Origin of the sequence: Streptomyces sp. NPDC059989, from assembly GCF_042736975.1 — a bacterium.
In the GTDB taxonomy this organism is placed as follows: domain Bacteria; phylum Actinomycetota; class Actinomycetes; order Streptomycetales; family Streptomycetaceae; genus Streptomyces.
In genome coordinates this window covers 73,202-90,364 of record NZ_JBHWUO010000029.1, presented here as the reverse complement: position 1 = coordinate 90,364, position 17,163 = coordinate 73,202, and the positions used below count along the sequence as shown (strand labels likewise).

The following is a 17,163-nucleotide window of genomic DNA, read 5'->3' as shown; positions in this document are numbered from 1 at the left end:
GCAACGGCCCCGCGTCGCGGGGCCGTTGCCTTCGCCTGCGGCGGTTTCGCCGCGACCGGTGCTCAGTTGGGGTTCTCGGCGTGGGTCAGGGTCTCCCAGGCCTCGAAGTGGTTCTCGGTGCCCGCGGGCCGACGCCCCTCGGTGAGGCCGCGGGTCTTCTCCATGGTGACGCCGAGCCGGGTGTGCAGGGCGTTGTAGCCGACCTCGGTCGCCGGGCCGATGCCCTTGGTCAGGCTCCCGCCGCACAGCCAGGAGGGCACCGCCTCGCCCAGTTCGTAGCCGGCGTGGAAGCCCAGCGCGTGCCGGAAGCGGTCCTTGAACTGCGGGTACAGGTCGCGGCCCTGGATCCTTGAGGTCTCGGCGACGTGCATGGCCGCCGCGATGCCCATGCCGGTGTGGCCGAAGTCCCGGCAGGTCTCCTGGGCGAGGCCGTCCACGAAGGTGCTCTGGCCGTGCCAGTAGTCGATCAGCTCACCCTTCGTGTCGATGCTCGAACGCGGCGGGTAGAGCGGCTGCGCGCCGTCGGAGGCCAGGTAGAAGTAGGCGGGGACGCGGCCGAGGTAGATGCCCATCGCCTTGTCGTAGCTCGCGCGGTCGTCGAGGTGGACCGAGATGCCGACGGCGGCGTCCATCATGATCAGTTCCCAGTTGCCGTTGCTGTTCGGCTTCCCGCCGATCACCTCGGGCAGGTAGACGTCGCGGAGCATGGTCGCGAAGCGCCCCTGGTTCGGCCAGCCGCCGGTGTACGAGTGCTTGATGATCTCGGCGGCGCGCGGCCAGGTGGAGCCCGACCAGCCGCTCTGCAGCGGCGCGTTGCTGTTGGTGTGGTCCTTGATCGTCGCGGACCAGGCGTCCATCAGCTCGATCGACTTCTTGGCGTACCTGGCGTCCCGGGTGATGTACCAGGCGAGCGCCTGGCTGTAGGCGGCGATGGCGTCCTCGCGCTCGTCGGAACAGCCGATGTTCGGGTTCGAGTACGAGCCGCACTCGACGACCGCGCGCGGCTTGGGCGTGCGCGACAGCGAGCCGTACTTGCTCGCCAGCATCTGGTCGTAGGCCGCCTTCCAAGGCTGCCGGCCCGCCTGTACCTGCGTGCGTACGAAGTCCAGTTGGGCGCGGCTGTTGAGGACCCCGGGGTGGGCGAACTGCGCGGGGGCGGCGGGCGCCGCGGCGGGCGGAGGCGCGGCGAAGGTGGGGGCGGGAAGCAGGGTCGCCGCCAAGCCGAGGGCCAGGGTCGCGAGCGCGGCGGGGATTCCGAAACGCATGGGGGGCCTTCCGGTGGGAGGGGTGCCGGAGAGAGAAGGGCCGGAGAGAGGGGCCGGTGGCCCGAAGATACTCATGTCCATGCCAAGCTGACAACGTTGTCCGACAAGAAAGTTTCCTATCAGCCCTCCCAGCTGGCGACGGCAGCGCCAGGCATCGTGGGCATTCGCGAGCGTCGGCGGCACGAGTCCCCCTGCATTCCCGGCGAGTAACGTCTTGTCGGACTATCAGGTTGCACATCTTGCGGGGGGTCCGGGATGGGTGGGTTCGGCCGGTATCTGGCGGCGGCATTGGCCGCGCGGTTCGCCTCGGAGGGCATGGCCATGGCCGTGGTGCTGCTCGCCCTGGAGCGCACCGGGAGCGCAGCGTACGGCGCCTTCGTCCTGACCGCCTGGCTCGCTCCGCACGTCCTGGCGGCCCCCCTGGCGGGCGCCGCCGCGGCCCGGGCCCGCCGGCCGCGGCTCTTCCACGTCGGCGCCCTGGCCGGGTTCGCGGCCGCCGTGACGGCACTGGCCGTGCTGCTCGGCCGGGCCCCGGTGCCGCTGGTGCTCGCCGTGGCCGTGCTCGGCGGCAGCTGCGGGCCGATGATCACGGGCGGGCTGTCCAGCCTGGTCACGGGACTGGTCCCGGCGGGGGCCGGGCGGGACCGCGCGTACGGGTGGGACGCCTCGACCTACAACGCCGCGGGCGTCACCGCGCCGGCGGCGGTCAGCCTCGCCACGGCACTGTGGTCGGGCGGCCCCGCGATGGCCGTCCTCGGGGTGTCGGCCGCGCTGGCCGCGGCGCTGGCGGCCACCCTCCCCTACGAGGATCCGCGCGCGGGCCGGACCGCCGGCGCGCCCCGGGCCGGGCTGGGGGCGGGGCTCGCGGCCCTGTGGCGCGTGAGGGAGCTGCGGGCGGTCACCGCGGCGACGACCCTGGCCTTCGTCGGCATCGGCTCGCTGACCACCACGGCGGTGCTGCTGGCCGCCGGGCTGGGCAGCCCGGGCGCCGGGGGCGTGCTGATGACGGCCTTCGCGGTGGGCGCGCTCGGCGGCTCGCTGACGCTGGGCCGGATGACGTCCGTGGAGCCGGGCCGGCTGGTGCGGTGGGCGCTGGCCGGGACCGGGGTGGCCCTGGCCGCGGCGGCGTTCACGCCGTCCGTCGCCGTCACGGCGGCGCTGTTCGCGGTGGCGGGGGTGTGCGACGGGCCGCTGCTCACGTCCACGCTGCGGATCCGCGCGGCGCACGCACCGGAGGAGGTGCGGACGCAGGTGTTCACCCTGGGCGCGGGGCTCAAGGTGACGGCGGCGTCGACCGGGGCGGCCCTGGTGGGGTTCGCGGCCGACGCTCCCGCGTGGATGCTGCTGACCGGGATCGCCGGGGTGCAGCTCGCGGCGGCCCTGCTGCACGTGCTGACGGCGCGACGGGGGCCCGTACCGCCGCCGGTGGTCGCTACAGGGCGGACGGAAGGTTCCGCCACAGCTCCGGCCGGTCGGCGGACTCCTTGAGGACCTTGAGGGTGGCCGGGTGCGGGGCGGCGTACAGCTCGGGGTAGTCGACCTCGCCGAGCTCCGGGCGCACCGGGAAGGCCAGCCTCTCCTCGCCGAGGCTGAACCGGGCGTCCACCCCGGGCTTGTTGCCGCGCGGGTCGATGCGGGCCCAGTCCTCGCTGCCGGGCAGCCGGACGGCGACGAGCCCGTGGATCACGGGGTTGCTCCCGTCGTCGTCGGCGAGGAGCTGGTAGCACAGGGCCGCCGGAATGCCCTGGGCCCGCAGCAGGGCGACGAGCGCGTGGGACTTGGCGTAGCAGATGCCGTTGCGCGTGCCGAGCACGTCGGAGGCGCGCCAGGAGACCCGCACATCACCGGAATCGGCCGAGTGCGGGATGGTGTCGCGGACGAACTCGAAGGCAGCTTTGGCGTATGTGTATACATCTCCGGTGGCCGACCAGAGGGCGTCCGCGGTCTCCTGCACGAGGGGATGCCAGTGGTCGATCGCCTCATCCGATGCCAAATAGGCATGAATGTCAGGGTTCTGTTGGATCAGTCGCATGGCCCGGAGCATAGGCAAACCCCCGGCCGTAGATCAATAGATTTACGGCCGGGGGCATAAATATTCACCGTTGCCTCGTCGGCTGGGCTAGCGGGACATCTCTTCCTTCAGCGCCTGGAGGAAGCCGTCCACGTCCTCCTCCTGGGTGTCGAAGCCGCACATCCAGCGCACGTCGCCGGCGGCCTCGTCCCAGAAGTAGAAGCGGTAACGCTTCTGCAGCCGGAGCGACACCTCGTGCGGCAGCCGCGCGAACACGGCGTTCGCCTGCACCGGGTAGAGGATCTCCACCCCGTCCGTCTCGCGCACGCCGGCGGCGAGCCGCTGCGCCATCGCGTTGGAGTGCCGGGCGTTGCGCAGCCACAGGTCCTTGGCGAGCAGCGCCTCCAGCTGGACCGACACGAACCGCATCTTCGAGGCGAGCTGCATCGACATCTTGCGGACGTGCTTCATCCGCCGGACCGCGTCCGGGTTGACCACCACCACGGCCTCGCCGAACATCATGCCGTTCTTGGTGCCGCCGTACGACAGCACGTCCACGCCGACCGCGTTGGTGAAGCTGCGCATCGGCATGTCGAGCGATGCCGCGGCGTTGGCTATCCGGGCGCCGTCGAGGTGCACCTTCATGCCGAGGCCGTGGGCATGGTCGCAGATGGCCTTGATCTCGTCCGGGGTGTAGACCGTGCCGAGTTCGGTGTTCTGCGTGATCGAGACGACCTGCGGCATGGCCCGGTGCTCGTCCTCGAAGCCCCAGGCCTCCTGGTCGATCAACTCGGGAGTGAGCTTGCCGTCCGGGGTGGGGATGGTGAGCAGCTTGAGGCCCGCCATCCGCTCCGGCGCGCCGCCCTCGTCCACGTTGATGTGGGCGGTCTTGGCGCAGATCACGGCGCCCCACCGGTCGGTCAGGGCCTGGAGGGCGACGACGTTGGCGCCCGTGCCGTTGAAGACCGGGAAGGCTTCCGCGTACGGCCCGAAGTGGCTGCGGATGACCTTCTGCAGGTGTTCGGTGTACTCGTCCTCGCCGTAGGCGACCTGGTGGCCGCCATTGGCCAGCGCGATGGCGGCCAGGACCTCGGGGTGCACCCCCGCGTAGTTGTCGCTCGCGAAACCGCGCACCGCCGGGTCGTGGTGGCGCCGGGCGTCGGTCTTCCCGGCATCGGTTCTCACGGTTGCGGAGTGAGCCACAGACGCTGTCCGTTCACATCGATGGCGGGCCGCTCCCAGACGCCGGCGATGGCCTCGGCCAGCTCCTTGACGTCCGTGAAGCCCGCGAACTTCGCATTGGGGCGCTCGGCGCGCATCGCGTCGTGCACCAGTGCCTTGATCACCAGGATCGCAGCCGCCGCACCGGGGCCTTCATCGCCCCCCACCTTGCGGAAGGAGTCCGCCAGGGCCAGGGTCCACGCCTCGGCGGCCGCCTTGCCGGCGTTGTACGCGGCGTTGTTGGCGACCGGCTTGTGCGCGCCCGACTGGCTGACCAGGACGAAGCGCCCGCGGTCGCTGCGCAGCAGTCCGTCGTGGAAGGCGAGCGAGGTGTGCTGGACCGTGCGGATGAGGAGCTTCTCCAGGAAGTCCCAGTCCGCGAGGTCGGTGTCGGTGAAGGTGGTGCTGCCGCGCCAGCCGCCGACGAGGTGGACGAGGCCGTCGATGCGGCCGAATTCCTTCTCGGTGCGCTCGGCCCAGGCCTTGGTCGCGGCGAGATCGAGCAGATCCACGGTGTCACCTGTGACGGTGGCGCCGCCGTGGGCGTAGCGCGCCGCGTCGACCGCCTCGGCGAGCCGCGCCGGATCGGCGTCGGACGCGACGACCACAGCACCCGCCTCGGCGAGGCGGAGCAGGGTGGCGCGGCCGGCGGGCCCGCCGGCCCCGGCCACCGCCACCACCGCTCCGTGCAGCTTTCCGTTGCCGTTCCCGGAGCCGTTCATCTGTGCAGCCTCCTGAGGGCGGGTGCTCACGCGGCGACTCGCTCGGCGCGCTCGGCGTTCAGGGCGGTGATGCCCTTGGTGGAGGCGATCACTCCCTTGAGCTTCTTGGCGAGCGCCTCATAGAACATGCTCAGCGGAAACTCGTCCGGAAGCACGTCGTCCACGAGCTTCCGCGGCGGCTGCGTCAGGTCGAGGGCGTCGGGGCCCTTGGCCCACTTGGAGCCCGGGTGCGGTGCGAGGTAGGTGGAGACCAGCTCATATGCCTTGAACCAGTGGACGAGCTTCGGGCGGTCGATGCCGGCCCGGTAGAGGTCCTCGATCTCGGCGCACAGCTGGTTGGTGACCTGCGGGGCGCGCATCCAGTCGATCTTCAGCTTGTTGTCCGTCCAGCGCACGACGTCGTGCTTGTGGAGGTACGCGAAGAGCAGCTGGCCGCCGAGCCCGTCGTAGTTGCGGTTGCGGTCGCCGGAGACCGGGAAGCGGAACATCCGGTCGAAGAGGACGGCGTACTGGACGTCACGGCCGTGCTCGTTGCCCTCGGACTCCAGCTTCACGGCCTCCTTGAAGGCGGTGAGGTCGCAGCGCAGCTCCTCCAGGCCGTACATCCAGAACGGCTGGCGCTGCTTGATCATGAAGGGGTCGAACGGCAGGTCGCCGTGGCTGTGGGTGCGGTCGTGGACCATGTCCCACAGGACGAAGGCCTTCTCGCAGCGCTCCTGGTCCTCGACCATGCGGGCGATGTCCTCGGGCAGCTCGATGCCCAGGATGTCCACGGCCGCCTCGGTGACCTTGCGGTAGCGCGCGGCCTCGCGGTCGCAGAAGATGCCGCCCCAGGTGAAGCGCTCGGGGGCCTCGCGCACGGCGATGGTCTCCGGGAAGAGCACGGCGGAGTTGGTGTCGTAGCCCGGGGTGAAGTCCTCGAAGGTGATGCCGAGGAAGAGCGGGTTGTCGTACCGGGTGCGCTCCAGCTCGGCGAGCCACTCGGGCCACACCATCTTCAGGACGACGGCCTCCAGATTGCGGTCCGGGTTGCCGTTCTGCGTGTACATGGGGAAGACGACCAGGTGCTGGACGCCGTCGGCGCGCTCGGCGGCCGGCTGGAAGGCCAGCAGGGAGTCGAGGAAGTCCGGCACGAGGAAACCGCCCTCGGCCCACTTGCGCAGGTCGGCCACGAGCGCCCGGTGGTACTCCTTGGCGTGCGGGAGCAGCGGGGAGAGCGTCTCGACGCCCTCGATCACGCGCTCGACGGCGGCCAAGACGGTGGCGCGTGCGTGCTCGCCCTCCGCCTCGAAGTCGATGGAGCCGTCCGCGGACTGCCAGGGGCGGATCTCCTCCACGGCGGCCTTGAGCTCGGGCCACGCCGGGTGGTCGACCACCCGCGCCCCAGCGGTTATCACGGCACCGCCGACGCCCGGCACAAGAGTTTCCGTCATGTCACTTCCTCCACAGGAGAACCTCACGTCAAGGCAGCGTAAACGTGCGAGGCTCTCCCGCTCAAGAGGGAACTCCGGAAATTATCCTGCGAGACCCCCCGCTTCACCGGAAGTCTTCCCGTTCGTCAGCGTGGAATCGGTGGCTCCGCCCAGGCGCGCCAAGGCCTCCAGGGCCTGCGGCGGTACCCCGGCCACTGCCCAGGAGCCATGGCCCGGCTCGTCAGCCGTACTCGTGGCTGTAGCGGGCATCACAACCCCCGGAAGTGCGGGATGACCTTTTCGCCCCACTGCCGCAGGGTCTCCAGGCAGGCCTCCTGCTCCACCGTGCCCATCTGGATCAGGCACATGACCTCGTCGGCCCCGGCCGCCCGAAGCCGCTCCACGTAGGCGATGGCGTCGTCGGCGCTCCCGTAGGCGTGGTCGGCGTTGAAGGTCGCCGTCGAGTTCGGCCGCACGGGGATGTCCAGCTCGTGGAGCCGGGCCACCACCTGCTCGGCGGCCCTGCGCATCTCCGCCGCCTCGTCGGCGCCCGCGACCACGGCCTCGTCCGGGACGCCCGCCCCGCCGTACCAGTGGCCGATGGACTGGGCGAAGAACCGCTGCCCGCGGACGCCGATCCGCCGCGCCTCCTCCGGATCGTCGAGCACGATGGTCGGGCAGAGCACCGAGAAGTGGTCGTTGACCACGGAGGAGACGAACCGGCTGCCGTCCCGCCCGGCGATCGCGGCGTCGTAGACGGACCGCATCCCGGCGATCGACTCGGGTCCGGCGAAGCCCATCACCAGGGCCCCGATCCCCAGCTCGGCGGCCTGCACCAGGGTCTCGCCCCGGCTGCACGCCAGGAACAGCGGCGGGTGCGGGGTCTGCTCGGGCCTCGGCAGGATCGGATGCGGATCGATGTCGAGCAGCTCGCCGTGGTACTCCAGCTCCTCCTCCTGCCAGGCCCTGCCGATGATCCGCAGGGCCTCCTCCACCTCCGCCGTGGTGCGCTCCTTGTCCACCCCGCACAGCGAGGTCTCCTGCGCGGTGGCGCCGCGCCCGGCCCCGAGGTCGACCCGTCCGCCCGAGAGCAGGTCGAGCATGGCGGCCCGCTCGGCCACCCGCACCGGATGGTTGAAGTTGAAGGGCATGCAGACGACACCGTGGCCGATGCGTATGGTGTTCGTCCTGGCCGCGACCCAGGTCAGGAAGATCTCGGGAGCCGACATGTGTGCGTACCACTTCAGCGAGTGGTGCTCCACCGCCCAGATCCGGTCGAAACCCATACGCTCGGCGAGCACGGCCTGCCCGACGCAGTCGCGGATGACCTGGTGCTCCCGTTCCACCGTCGGGTCGGCAAGCTGAGCTTCGAAGATCACGGAGAATTCCACTGTGCCTCCAGGTGTGCGTCCCGTGCCCGGTCTCACTTCAATTCGAAATATGACTAGTAGTCAGAAGACGAAGAAGCAAGAGCTGCCGCCGACCGCGTGGGCGGTGCTCGGGCTCCTTTCCTTTCCGGGGGAACGGACCGGCTACGAGCTGAAGAAGTGGGCGGACTCCTCGCTGCGCTTCTTCTACTGGTCGCCGGCGATCAGCCAGATCTACGCGGAACTGCGCCGGCTGGAGGAGCTCGGATACGCCTCCTCCGCGCGCTCGGGCCCCGAGGAGGCACGCGCCAAGCGCCGCTACGCCATCACCGACGCGGGACGCGAGGCCCTGGCCGGCTGGGCCGCCGACACCGCCGAGGCCGGGCCGCCGGTGCTCAAGCACGGGCTGCTCCTGCGGGTCTGGCTGGGGCACCTGGCCGAGCCCGAGCTCCTGCGCGCGATGGTCGGCGAACACATGGAGCGCACCCGGGAGGAGCTGGCCGCCGTACGGGAGGCCATGGAGCACGCGGCCGACGTACCGGAATGGGCCTTTCCCGCCCTCGCGCTGCGCTGGAGCGAACGGCAGCACCTGGCCGAACTGGAGCTTGCGGAAGCCCTCTTGGCCGATCTGGCGGGCCTCGCCGAGGACGGGGAACACGCCGCGCCCGAGGCCGGGACCCCGGGCCGTCAAGCCGATGGGGACGCGCCCACGGCCGGGTGACGCGGCAGGAGGTCAAGAGCGCGGACAAGCCCGGCGGGAAGCGGCCGGTGCGCCCTTCCGGGACGCTGCACGGGCGGTCCCATCGCACCCTCGGCCCACTAGCATGCGTCCTCATCGCGCGCGGCCGGTCGGGACACCGCGACCGCGCGGGGAGCCGCCGTCGACGGAAGCGAGAGAACCTTGACTTTCCTCACCATCGGTCACCGCGGGGTCATGGGTGTCGAGCCGGAGAACACCCTCCGGTCGTTCGTCCGTGCGGAACGTTCCGGCATGGACGTCATCGCTCTGGATCTCCAACTGAGCAAGGACGGCGCACTCGTCGCCCTGCACGACCCCGAAGTGGACCGCACCACCGACGGATCGGGGGCCGTCGCCGATCTGACCCTCGCCGAACTGCGCGCCCTCGACGCCGGCCAGGGCGAGCAGGTGCCGGTCTTCGAGGAGGTCCTGGACGCCGTCCGGGTCCCGCTCCAGGTGTCGGTACGGGACCGGGCCGCGGCCGCGGCGCTCGCGGAGCTGATCCTGCGCCGCGACCTGACCGCCCGGGTGGAGGTGGCCTCCTCCGACGGCGCGGTGCTCGTCGAGACGGCCCGGCTGGTGCCGGGCGTGCGGACCGCCCTGCACGCGGGCCCGCACGGGGACGACGTCGTGGGCCGGGCCCTGGCCGCGGGTGCGGGAACGATTGCCCTGGACATCCGGCGGCTCGCCCTGGAGACCGTGGAGGCGGCGCACGCGGCCGGGCTGCGCGTGACCGGCTGGACGGTCAACACCCTGGACCAGCTGCGGCTCGCGCGGGCGCTGGGGCTGGACGGCGCGGCCACCGACTTCCCGGAGATCCGCAGTACGGGCCGCTTCACCGCGTGACGGGGCGGCTCACCGTGACGGGGCCGCTCACCGGGACGGCGCCCGCTACAGCGGCTTGACCAGCAGCTCGAAGGCCAGGTCGTCGCGGAGCGGGACGCCGAAGCGCTCGTCGCCGTACGGGAACGGGCTCAGTTCGCCGGTGCGCCGGTAGCCGCGGCGCACGTAGTAGGCGATGAGCTCCTCCCGTACGTTCACCACCGTCATCCGCATCTCCTTGGCGCCCCAGGTCTCCAGGGCGCGGCGCTCGGCCTCGGCCAGGATCTCCTTGCCGAGGCCGCCGCCCTGGAGCCCGGGGCGGACCGCGAACATCCCGAAGTAGGCGTGGTCCCCGCGGTGTTCGAGCTGGCAGCAGGCGACGAGCTCGCCCGCACGCTCGACGACCAGCAGGACGCTGTCGGGGGTGTTGATGACCTGCCGGACCCCGTCCGCGTCGGTGCGCTGCCCGTCGAGGAAGTCCGCCTCCGTGGTCCAGCCGCCGCGGCTCGCGTCACCGCGGTACGCCGACTCGACGAGCGCCACCAGCTCGGTCACGTCCGCCTCGACGGCGCTGCGAAAGCTCAGGGCTGCGGGGTTGGCGGTCGACGACATCGGGGGCTCCGTTCCACGCGGTGGCATATGACATGCCGGGTAGGGCAAGGAGAGCCTAACCCGGGGCCGCGTGAGCGCCGTGTGAGAGGGGCATCTCTTCCCGTGACGCCGACGAACCGGGAGGTTCCGCCGTGCACGGTTCCGCCATGTCCCCCTCGCTCTCCTCCTCCGTCTCCTCCTGGCTGCTCGTGCTGCTGTGCGCGGTGAGCGGCGCGTACTGCCTGCGGCAGGTACGCAGAGCGGGCGGCGGGGCGGCCGGTGAGGCCGTGATGGGGTTCGGCATGGCGCTGATGGCGGTGCCCCTCTGGGGCGCCGGCGGATGGCAGGCTCCCGCGCTGGGGGTGGTCTTCTGCGGCGCGGCCCTGCACGCCGTGTGGCTGCTGCGGGGCGGGGCGCACCACGCGCACCACCTGGTGGGCTCGCTGACGATGGTCTACATGTCCCTGGTGGCGGCCTCGGGTTCCGGCCACGGGCACGAGGCCGGACTGCCGCTGCTGACCGGGCTGCTGCTCCTCTACTACGCCGGATACGTGGTCCTCGGCGGGGCGCGGCTGGTGACGGCCGGCGGCTCCGTCACCCAGCCGTCCCCAGGCGCGCGGGGCGGCTCCGGCGAGCTGACCCGCGCCTGCCGACTGGCCATGGGAATCGGGATGTTGGCGATGCTGCTCACCATGTGACGGCGCGGGCCGACGTGTCCTGCGTCACCAATCCCGCGAGGCCGTACCCGCAGGTAGCCCCGCGCTCATAGGCTGGCGGCCATGATGGTCCCCGCCGCTCTCCTGATGCTCGGCGCCCTGACCGCGGTGCTCGCCCCCCGTCTGCTGGCCCGGGCCCAATGGCCCGAGCGCGAACCGGTCGTCGCCCTGTGGGTGTGGCAGTGCGTGGTGGGTGCGGTGCTCCTGTGCCTCGGGCTGTCGATGCTGCTGAGCGCGGCGGCCGCCTGGCAGGCGGTACGGGGCCGGCTGTTCGCCGCCGCCCCGCACGGGGTGGTCGACGCGTACGCCATGGGCGCTTCCGGCGGTCCCTGGGCGGCGGGCACGGCCCTCGCCCTGGCGGGCGGTGCGCTGTGGACCGCGGCGCTGCTGGCCCGCGAGGTGCTGCGGACCCGGGCGGGACGCCGCGCCCGGAGCGCCGAGCTGCGGGAGCGGGCCCCGCTGCTGCCCGGGGAGGACCCCACGGGCGCGCGGCTCGTCGTACTGGAGGGCCGGCGGCCCGCATCGTGGTGGCTGCCGGGGGCGGCCCCGCAGCTGGTGGTCACGACGGCGGCGCTGGGCCGGCTGAAGGGCAGTCAGCTCGATGCCGTGCTGGCCCACGAGCAGGGGCACGCGGCGGCCCGGCACGACTGGCTGCTGCACTGCTCGCGGGCGCTGGCCGGAGGGTTCCCGCAGGTGCCGGTCTTCGCGGCCTTCGAGGCGGAGATGCACCGGCTCGTCGAGCTGGCCGCCGACGACGTGGCCTCGCGGCGGTACGGGCGGCTGACGATCGCGCTGGCCCTGGTCGGGCTGAACGAGGACCGCGGGGTGTTCGGGCCCTGCTCGCACCCGCAGGCGCACGTCCCGCAGCGGGTGCGGCGGCTGCTCTCGGCCGCGCCCCGGCTGCCGGCGGCCCGCAGGCTGCGGCTGACGGCGCTGGCCACGCTGGTCCCCGCGGTACCACTGCTGGTGGCCTTCGTACCGGGGCTGAGCGCCCTCGCCTAGGCCGTCTCTTTCGGATCTTGCCGGTTCAGCCCGCGTCGTCCGGTGCCGTGCATCGCAAGGCGGAGAGGCTCCCGATTACTGGACGTCCTCGGGTGCCTCGACAACGCGGCGAGGTGCGGTGCCGGGCGGCGCGGGTCAGGCAAGATCCGAAAGAGACGGCCTGGGGGGGTGTCCGCGCCCGGCCGCGCCCGGCCGGTGCGAGGATCCCCCGTATGCGGAGCGATCATGTCGTGCGGTGGGCGGGTCTCGGCTGTGCGCTGCTCGCGGCCGTCCTGACGGCGCTGGTGGTGGCGGGGTGGCGGCCGCTCCTCTCGTACGACGACCAGGTCGCCCGGGATCTTCACGCCCATGCCGTCGCCCATCCCGGGGTCACCCACACCATGCGGATCCTGTCCGACTGGCTGTGGGACCCGTGGGCCATGAGGGCCCTGGCCGTCCTCGCCTGCGGCCTGCTCTGGTGGCGCGGGCAGCGGGAGCGGGCGCTGCGGGTGGTACTGGCGGTGGTGGTGGCCACGGCGGTGCAGCAGGGGCTGAAGGCGCTGGTGGGGCGGGCGCGGCCGGTGTGGCCTGATCCGGTGGATTCGGCGGACTACGCGGCCTATCCGTCGGGCCACGCCCTGACGGCGACCGTGGTGTGCGGGCTGCTCCTGTGGCTGCTCCCCCGGCCGGCCCCGCGGTGGGCCGCGGCGGCCGCCTGGACCGCGGCGGCGGTGTCCGTGCTCGGGGTCGGCTTCACCCGGGTCTACCTCGGGGTGCACTGGCCGTCGGACGTGGTCGCGGGCTGGCTGCTGGGCGTGGTCCTGGTGGCTCTGGCGACGTCCTGGCCCGGCCCGCGGCACGGGTCCGGATCCGCCGGACCATAGTGGTGTGGGTGTGCCTGCCCTGGGCGATCCCCCGTGTCACCCAGAGCAGGCGGCCCCGCGCGCTGAGTATATTGGCTCCGAGCCAGTCAACGCAGGAGTAAGCATGTCCCCGCGCAGCGCATCGGTCAATGAAGAATTGCGCAGACGTTCCCGGGAGCGGCTGCTCCAGGCCACGGTCGAGCTCGTCGCCGAGCGCGGCTTCGAAGCCACGACGCTCGGCGACATCGCCGACCGGGCGGGCGCGGCCCGCGGCCTGGTCTCGTACTACTTCCCGGGCAAGCGGCAGTTGCTCCAGTCCGCGGTGCACCGGTTGATGCACCTCACCCTGGAGGCGGCCCTGGAGCGCGAGCCGCGCAGCGACGACGGGCGCGAGCGGCTCGCGCGGGCGGTGGACGCGATCCTCGGGCTGGCCCGCGACGAGCCGCTGCTGATGCGGACCCACATGGCGGGCATCCTCACGGCCGAGGGATTCGTGCAGTGTCCCGAACAGCAGCGGCTCGCCGAGCTGTTGCGGGACACCGTCACGCGGTACGGCTCGCCGGACGTGGACGCCGACTATCCGCTCCTGCGGGCCCTGCTGATGGGCGCCGTGGTGGCCGTCCTGCTGCCGGGCGCGCCAATGCCGGCGGCGCGGCTGCGGGCCGAGCTGTTCCAGCGCTACGGGCTCGACTGGGAGCTCGGCGTCCCGCCGCCCGGCGGACCGCCCGCCGGAACGTTTCCCTCACACCCCTAGCGCCCTGGCGTCAGTGGTACTCGGGCTGGCTCTGCACGTTGAGCCGGTCCAGCCACACCCACTTGGCGCTCTCGGTGCGCCAGTCGTCGAGCCGCAGCACGTCGAGGCCCTTGACGATGTCGTTCGAGTAGATGTGCCCGTTGTAGTAGTAGGCCGACCAGGACCCGCCGAGTCCGAGTTGATCCGTGGTGAGCGGGCCGCGCTCGAAGTAGCCGATCTCCTTGGGTGCGGCGGAGTCGGTGAAGTCCCAGACGGAGACGCCGCCCTGGTACCAGGCCTGGACCATGATGTCGCGGCCGCCGCCGACCGGGATCAGCGAGCCGTTGTGGGCCACGCAGTTCTCCGTGTCGGCCTGGTGGCGCGGGATCTTGAAGTAGCTGCGGAAGGCCAGCTTGCGCTGGTCCCCCCTGCCGGTGATGTCGTAGATCCCGTCGGCGCCCCGGTTGGGACCGGTCGCCTCGTTGCAGGTGGCGCCGCCACCGCCGCCGAGTTCGTCGGTGAACACCACCTTGTTCGCACGCTCGTTGAAGGTGGCCGAGTGCCAGAACGCGAAGTTCACATTGTCCTGCACCCGGTCGATGACCCGCGGCTGCTCGGGCTTGCTGATGTCGAAGAGGATGCCGTCGCCCATGCAGGCGCCGGCGGCCAGGTTCTTCGACGGCAGCACGGTGATGTCGTGGCAGCCGGTGGTCTTGGAGACGCCCGGGTTGGTGGGCCCGCCCGGGTTGCCGCCGTCCGGGAAGAGGATCGGGAAGGCGACGACCGCGGCCTTCGTCGGCGCCTTCTTCGGGACCTTCACCACCGAGATGCCGTCGTGCGGCGGCTTGCAGTCGGGGAAGGCCTCGCTCGGGGAGTACGAGGCGACGTAGACGTAGATGTCCCGGCCGTCCGGCACCAGGGTGTGGGTGTGGGAACCGCAGGCGGTCTCCACGGACTTGATGTACTTGGGGTTCTTCTTGTCCTTGATGTCGAAGATCTTGATGCCCTCCCACGAGGACTTCTCCGTCGCGGGCTGCGAGACGCTGTTGCAGGAGTCGTCGCTGCGCGAGGAGTCGGTGGAGAGGAAGAGCAGGTCGCCGTAGACGGAGATGTCGTTCTGACCGCCGGGGCAGAGCACCTGGGTGACGGTCTTCGGTGCCTTCGGATTGGCGATGTCGTAGATCGTGAACCCGCTGTAGCTGCCCGCGAAGGCGTACCGGCCCTGGAAGGCCAGGTCGGAGTTGATGCCGTCCGGATCGGTGCTGGGGATGTTGGCCAGGGGTTTGATGTTGGCGCTGTGCACGATCTCGTCCTGGCCGGGTATCTCGCCGGGGGCGAGTTCCCTGCCTTGGAGGAGTCCTGCGCTCTGCTGATCGCCGCGCCCGGGTAACAGGTCACCCGGGTCCGGGGTGGCGGCGGCCGGCCCGGCCGCCAGGAGTGTGGTGAGCAGCCCGGCCGCCGCGGCGGCCACGCCCAGACTCCTGTTCCGCGCTCTTGTGGTGTGCAACGAGGTCATGTTGCCTCCCAAGGGAGTCCGATCGGTTCCGTTCAGGGTGGGAACAGAACCAGGACCCCGGCAGTATCTTCCTCTTCATGGACATGGCAAAAGCCCCCCGGCGCCACAAGGCCTCGGGACGCCACACTCCCTGGGCAACGCGGCTTCGTCGATGCACCGGCGCGGCCGCGGTCGCCGGCCTCCTGCTCGCCCTCGCCGCTTGCGACACGGACAGCGGGGCGGACCGCGGGAAGGACGGGCGGGCAGCGGTTATCGCGCCCGGGAGACCGGGCGAGGAGGCGCGCAGCCTCACCCCGGAGCAGGCCGCCAGGGAAAAGCCCGACGACACTCCCAACGCGGCCGACCACACCTACACGCGGCACATGATCGAACATCACCGGCAGGCCCTGACGATGAGCGCGCTCGCCCCCGACCGGGCCTCGGCGGAGGGGGTCAAGCGGGTCGCGGAGCGGATCACGGCCGCCCAGCAGCCCGAGATCGGGGCGATGGAGAAGTGGCTGGCCCGCCATCCGGCGCCGCCCGCCGGATCCGGCGGGCACGACCACGGCGCGATGCCGGGCATGGCGACGGAGCAGCAGCTCAAGGAGCTGGCGGACGCCAAGGGCACCGACTTCGACCGGCTCTTCCTGAAGCTGATGATCGCCCACCACGAGGGTGCGCTCAAGATGGCCGGCGCTGCGCTGGCCGACGGCAACAACGTGATGGTCGAGGAAATGGCCAACGAGGTCGTGGCGACGCAGACCGCCGAGATCCACCGGATGCGCGCGATGGGCTGACGGCCGCCGGAGCCGGTGTCATGCTGGGAACACCTGCGGGAGGAGCTCCGCCGTGCTTCGTATCGCCGTCGTCGGATCGGGCCCCAGCGGGGTCTACGCGGCCCAGACACTGGTCCAGCAGCGCGAGGTGCCCGGAGTGCGGGTCGACGTGCTGGACCGGCTGCCGGCGCCGTACGGGCTCGTGCGGTACGGGGTCGCCCCCGACCACGAGAAGATCAAGTCGCTGCAGGGCAGTCTGCGCACCGTGCTGGAGGACGAGCGGATCCGCTTCCTCGGGAACGTCGAGGTCGGCGGGGAGCTGCTGCCCACGGAGCGGCTGCTGGAGCTGTACCACGCGGTGATCTACTGCGTGGGCGCGGCGCGGGACCGGCTGCTGGGGATCCCGGGCGAGGAGCTGGCCGGGGTGCACTCCGCGACGGCCTTCGTGTCCTGGTACAGCGGGCACCCCGACGCCGTGGGCGAGACCTTCGACCTGCCCGGGGTGGACTCGGCGGTGGTGGTCGGGGCGGGCAACGTCGCGGTGGACGTGACACGGATCCTGGCCCGGGGCGCGGCGGAACTCGCGCCGACCGACATGCCGCAGCCGGCGCTGGGCGCGCTCGCGGACAGCGGGGTGCGGCGGGTGGCGATGGTGGCCCGGCGCGGCCCCTCGCAGGGCAAGTTCACCACCAAGGAACTGCGGGAGCTGGGCACGCTGCCGGGAGTGGACGCACGGGCGGACGCGGCCGAGCTGGCCCTCGACCCCATGTACACCGACCCGGGCGCGGCGGCGGCGCTGCCCGCGGTGGCGCGGCGCAACCTGGAGGTGCTGCGCGGCTGGGCGGAGCGGGGCCCGGGCGACGCGGAGCGCCACATCGACCTGCGGTTCTACCTGCGCCCGGTGGAGGTCCTCGGCGGACCCGACGGCCGGGTGACGGGGATGCGCTTCGAGCGGACCGCCCCGGACGGCAGCGGCGGGGTGACCGGGACGGGCGTGTACGAGGACATCGACGCGCAGTTGGTCCTGCGCTCGGTGGGGTACAAGGGCGTCCCGCTGGCCGGGCTCCCCTTCGACCCCGGCAGGGGCACGGTGCCGCACGCGGCGGGCCGCGTCCTGCGCGGCGGCCGGGCCTCGGTCGGCGAGTACGTGGCGGGCTGGATCAAGCGCGGCCCGACGGGCGTGATCGGCACCAACCGGCCCTGCGCCAAGGAGACCGCTTCCTCGCTGCTCCAGGACGCGGGGGCACTGGCCCGGCGCGAGCTGCCGGGGGATCCGCTGGACGCACTGCAGGCGGCGGGTCTGCACCCGGTGCAGTGGCCGGGATGGGTGGCCATCGAGGCGGCCGAGGCCGATCTGGGACGCTCGCTGGGCCGCCGCTCGGTGAAGATCCCGGACTGGGCCGGCCTACGGGGCGCCGCGGGCCTCGCGTAGGGTGACCGACTCCTTTA

At 72.0% G+C, this 17,163-nt stretch carries 17 protein-coding genes; 9 read left to right on the top strand and 8 right to left on the bottom strand.

Annotated features, from left to right (window positions below; genetic code table 11):
- Positions 1 to 62 precede the first annotated feature (62 nt).
- Positions 63 to 1,265 carry an alginate lyase family protein gene (locus ACFWBN_RS25020; RefSeq protein ID WP_385179177.1) on the bottom strand — a complete coding sequence of 401 codons (1,203 nt, stop codon included), beginning with the start codon at positions 1,263 to 1,265 and terminating at the stop codon, positions 63 to 65.
- Between the two features lie 255 nt (positions 1,266 to 1,520).
- Here ACFWBN_RS25020 and ACFWBN_RS25015 point away from each other — a divergent pair, with 255 nt between their 5' ends.
- Entirely contained in the window at positions 1,521 to 2,753 is a 1,233-nt protein-coding gene (locus tag ACFWBN_RS25015; protein ID WP_385179175.1) for an MFS transporter, read from the top strand.
- Here ACFWBN_RS25015 and ACFWBN_RS25010 read toward each other — a convergent pair.
- The 5 genes from ACFWBN_RS25010 to ACFWBN_RS24990 form a co-directional block, all read right to left on the bottom strand.
- Complete coding sequence (locus ACFWBN_RS25010; RefSeq protein WP_385179173.1) at positions 2,698 to 3,297, bottom strand: transglutaminase family protein; 600 nt, start codon at positions 3,295 to 3,297, stop codon at positions 2,698 to 2,700. The two genes, ACFWBN_RS25015 and ACFWBN_RS25010, sit on opposite strands and share 56 nt — an antisense overlap.
- Positions 3,298 to 3,384: 87 nt before the next feature.
- On the bottom strand, positions 3,385 to 4,479 hold the full coding sequence (locus tag ACFWBN_RS25005; RefSeq protein ID WP_385179171.1) for a threonine aldolase family protein: 1,095 nt from the start codon (positions 4,477 to 4,479) through the stop codon (positions 3,385 to 3,387).
- Positions 4,458 to 5,219 carry an SDR family NAD(P)-dependent oxidoreductase gene (locus ACFWBN_RS25000; protein ID WP_385179170.1) on the bottom strand — a complete coding sequence of 254 codons (762 nt, stop codon included), beginning with the start codon at positions 5,217 to 5,219 and terminating at the stop codon, positions 4,458 to 4,460. Before ACFWBN_RS25000 ends, ACFWBN_RS25005 begins: the two co-directional genes overlap by 22 nt.
- A gap of 26 nt (positions 5,220 to 5,245) precedes the next feature.
- Positions 5,246 to 6,652, bottom strand: a complete 1,407-nt coding sequence (locus ACFWBN_RS24995; RefSeq protein ID WP_385179169.1) for a DUF6421 family protein — start codon at positions 6,650 to 6,652, stop codon at positions 5,246 to 5,248.
- 248 nt (positions 6,653 to 6,900) lie between these two features.
- Positions 6,901 to 8,022: an LLM class flavin-dependent oxidoreductase gene (locus ACFWBN_RS24990; RefSeq protein ID WP_385179167.1), complete on the bottom strand. Its 1,122-nt coding sequence runs from the start codon at positions 8,020 to 8,022 to the stop codon at positions 6,901 to 6,903.
- 49 nt (positions 8,023 to 8,071) lie between these two features.
- Here ACFWBN_RS24990 and ACFWBN_RS24985 point away from each other — a divergent pair, with 49 nt between their 5' ends.
- Entirely contained in the window at positions 8,072 to 8,719 is a 648-nt protein-coding gene (locus ACFWBN_RS24985; protein WP_385179165.1) for a PadR family transcriptional regulator, read from the top strand.
- A gap of 180 nt (positions 8,720 to 8,899) precedes the next feature.
- Positions 8,900 to 9,583, top strand: coding sequence for a glycerophosphodiester phosphodiesterase (locus tag ACFWBN_RS24980; protein ID WP_385179163.1), 684 nt, complete (start codon positions 8,900 to 8,902; stop codon positions 9,581 to 9,583).
- Positions 9,584 to 9,628: 45 nt separating this feature from the next.
- Here the strand turns inward: ACFWBN_RS24980 and ACFWBN_RS24975 are convergent, their stop codons facing one another.
- Complete coding sequence (locus ACFWBN_RS24975) at positions 9,629 to 10,171, bottom strand: GNAT family N-acetyltransferase (RefSeq protein WP_385179161.1); 543 nt, start codon at positions 10,169 to 10,171, stop codon at positions 9,629 to 9,631.
- 146 nt (positions 10,172 to 10,317) lie between these two features.
- Between ACFWBN_RS24975 and ACFWBN_RS24970 the strand changes: the two genes are divergently transcribed.
- The 4 genes from ACFWBN_RS24970 to ACFWBN_RS24955 all read left to right on the top strand — a co-directional run bounded on the left by ACFWBN_RS24970 (position 10,318) and on the right by ACFWBN_RS24955 (position 13,464).
- Positions 10,318 to 10,848, top strand: a complete 531-nt coding sequence (locus ACFWBN_RS24970; protein ID WP_385179159.1) for a DUF5134 domain-containing protein — start codon at positions 10,318 to 10,320, stop codon at positions 10,846 to 10,848.
- Positions 10,849 to 10,929: 81 nt separating this feature from the next.
- A complete protein-coding gene (locus tag ACFWBN_RS24965; protein ID WP_385179157.1) occupies positions 10,930 to 11,868 on the top strand; it encodes a M56 family metallopeptidase in 939 nt (312 codons plus the stop codon).
- Between the two features lie 212 nt (positions 11,869 to 12,080).
- On the top strand, positions 12,081 to 12,731 hold the full coding sequence (locus ACFWBN_RS24960) for a phosphatase PAP2 family protein (protein WP_385179155.1): 651 nt from the start codon (positions 12,081 to 12,083) through the stop codon (positions 12,729 to 12,731).
- 103 nt (positions 12,732 to 12,834) lie between these two features.
- Positions 12,835 to 13,464 (top strand): TetR/AcrR family transcriptional regulator, encoded by a 630-nt coding sequence (locus ACFWBN_RS24955; protein ID WP_385179153.1) that lies wholly within the window; start codon positions 12,835 to 12,837, stop codon positions 13,462 to 13,464.
- 10 nt (positions 13,465 to 13,474) lie between these two features.
- Here ACFWBN_RS24955 and ACFWBN_RS24950 read toward each other — a convergent pair whose 3' ends face one another.
- On the bottom strand, positions 13,475 to 14,959 hold the full coding sequence (locus ACFWBN_RS24950; protein WP_385179151.1) for an LVIVD repeat-containing protein: 1,485 nt from the start codon (positions 14,957 to 14,959) through the stop codon (positions 13,475 to 13,477).
- An 83-nt stretch (positions 14,960 to 15,042) separates the two neighbouring features.
- Here ACFWBN_RS24950 and ACFWBN_RS24945 point away from each other — a divergent pair, with 83 nt between their 5' ends.
- Together ACFWBN_RS24945 and ACFWBN_RS24940 are read left to right on the top strand one after the other, a co-directional pair.
- Positions 15,043 to 15,735: a DUF305 domain-containing protein gene (locus tag ACFWBN_RS24945; RefSeq protein ID WP_385179198.1), complete on the top strand. Its 693-nt coding sequence runs from the start codon at positions 15,043 to 15,045 to the stop codon at positions 15,733 to 15,735.
- A 52-nt stretch (positions 15,736 to 15,787) separates the two neighbouring features.
- The gene (locus ACFWBN_RS24940) at positions 15,788 to 17,146 is read left to right on the top strand and encodes an FAD-dependent oxidoreductase (RefSeq protein WP_385179149.1); all 1,359 of its coding nucleotides are present in this window, start codon (positions 15,788 to 15,790) and stop codon (positions 17,144 to 17,146) included.
- Positions 17,147 to 17,163 lie beyond the last annotated feature (17 nt).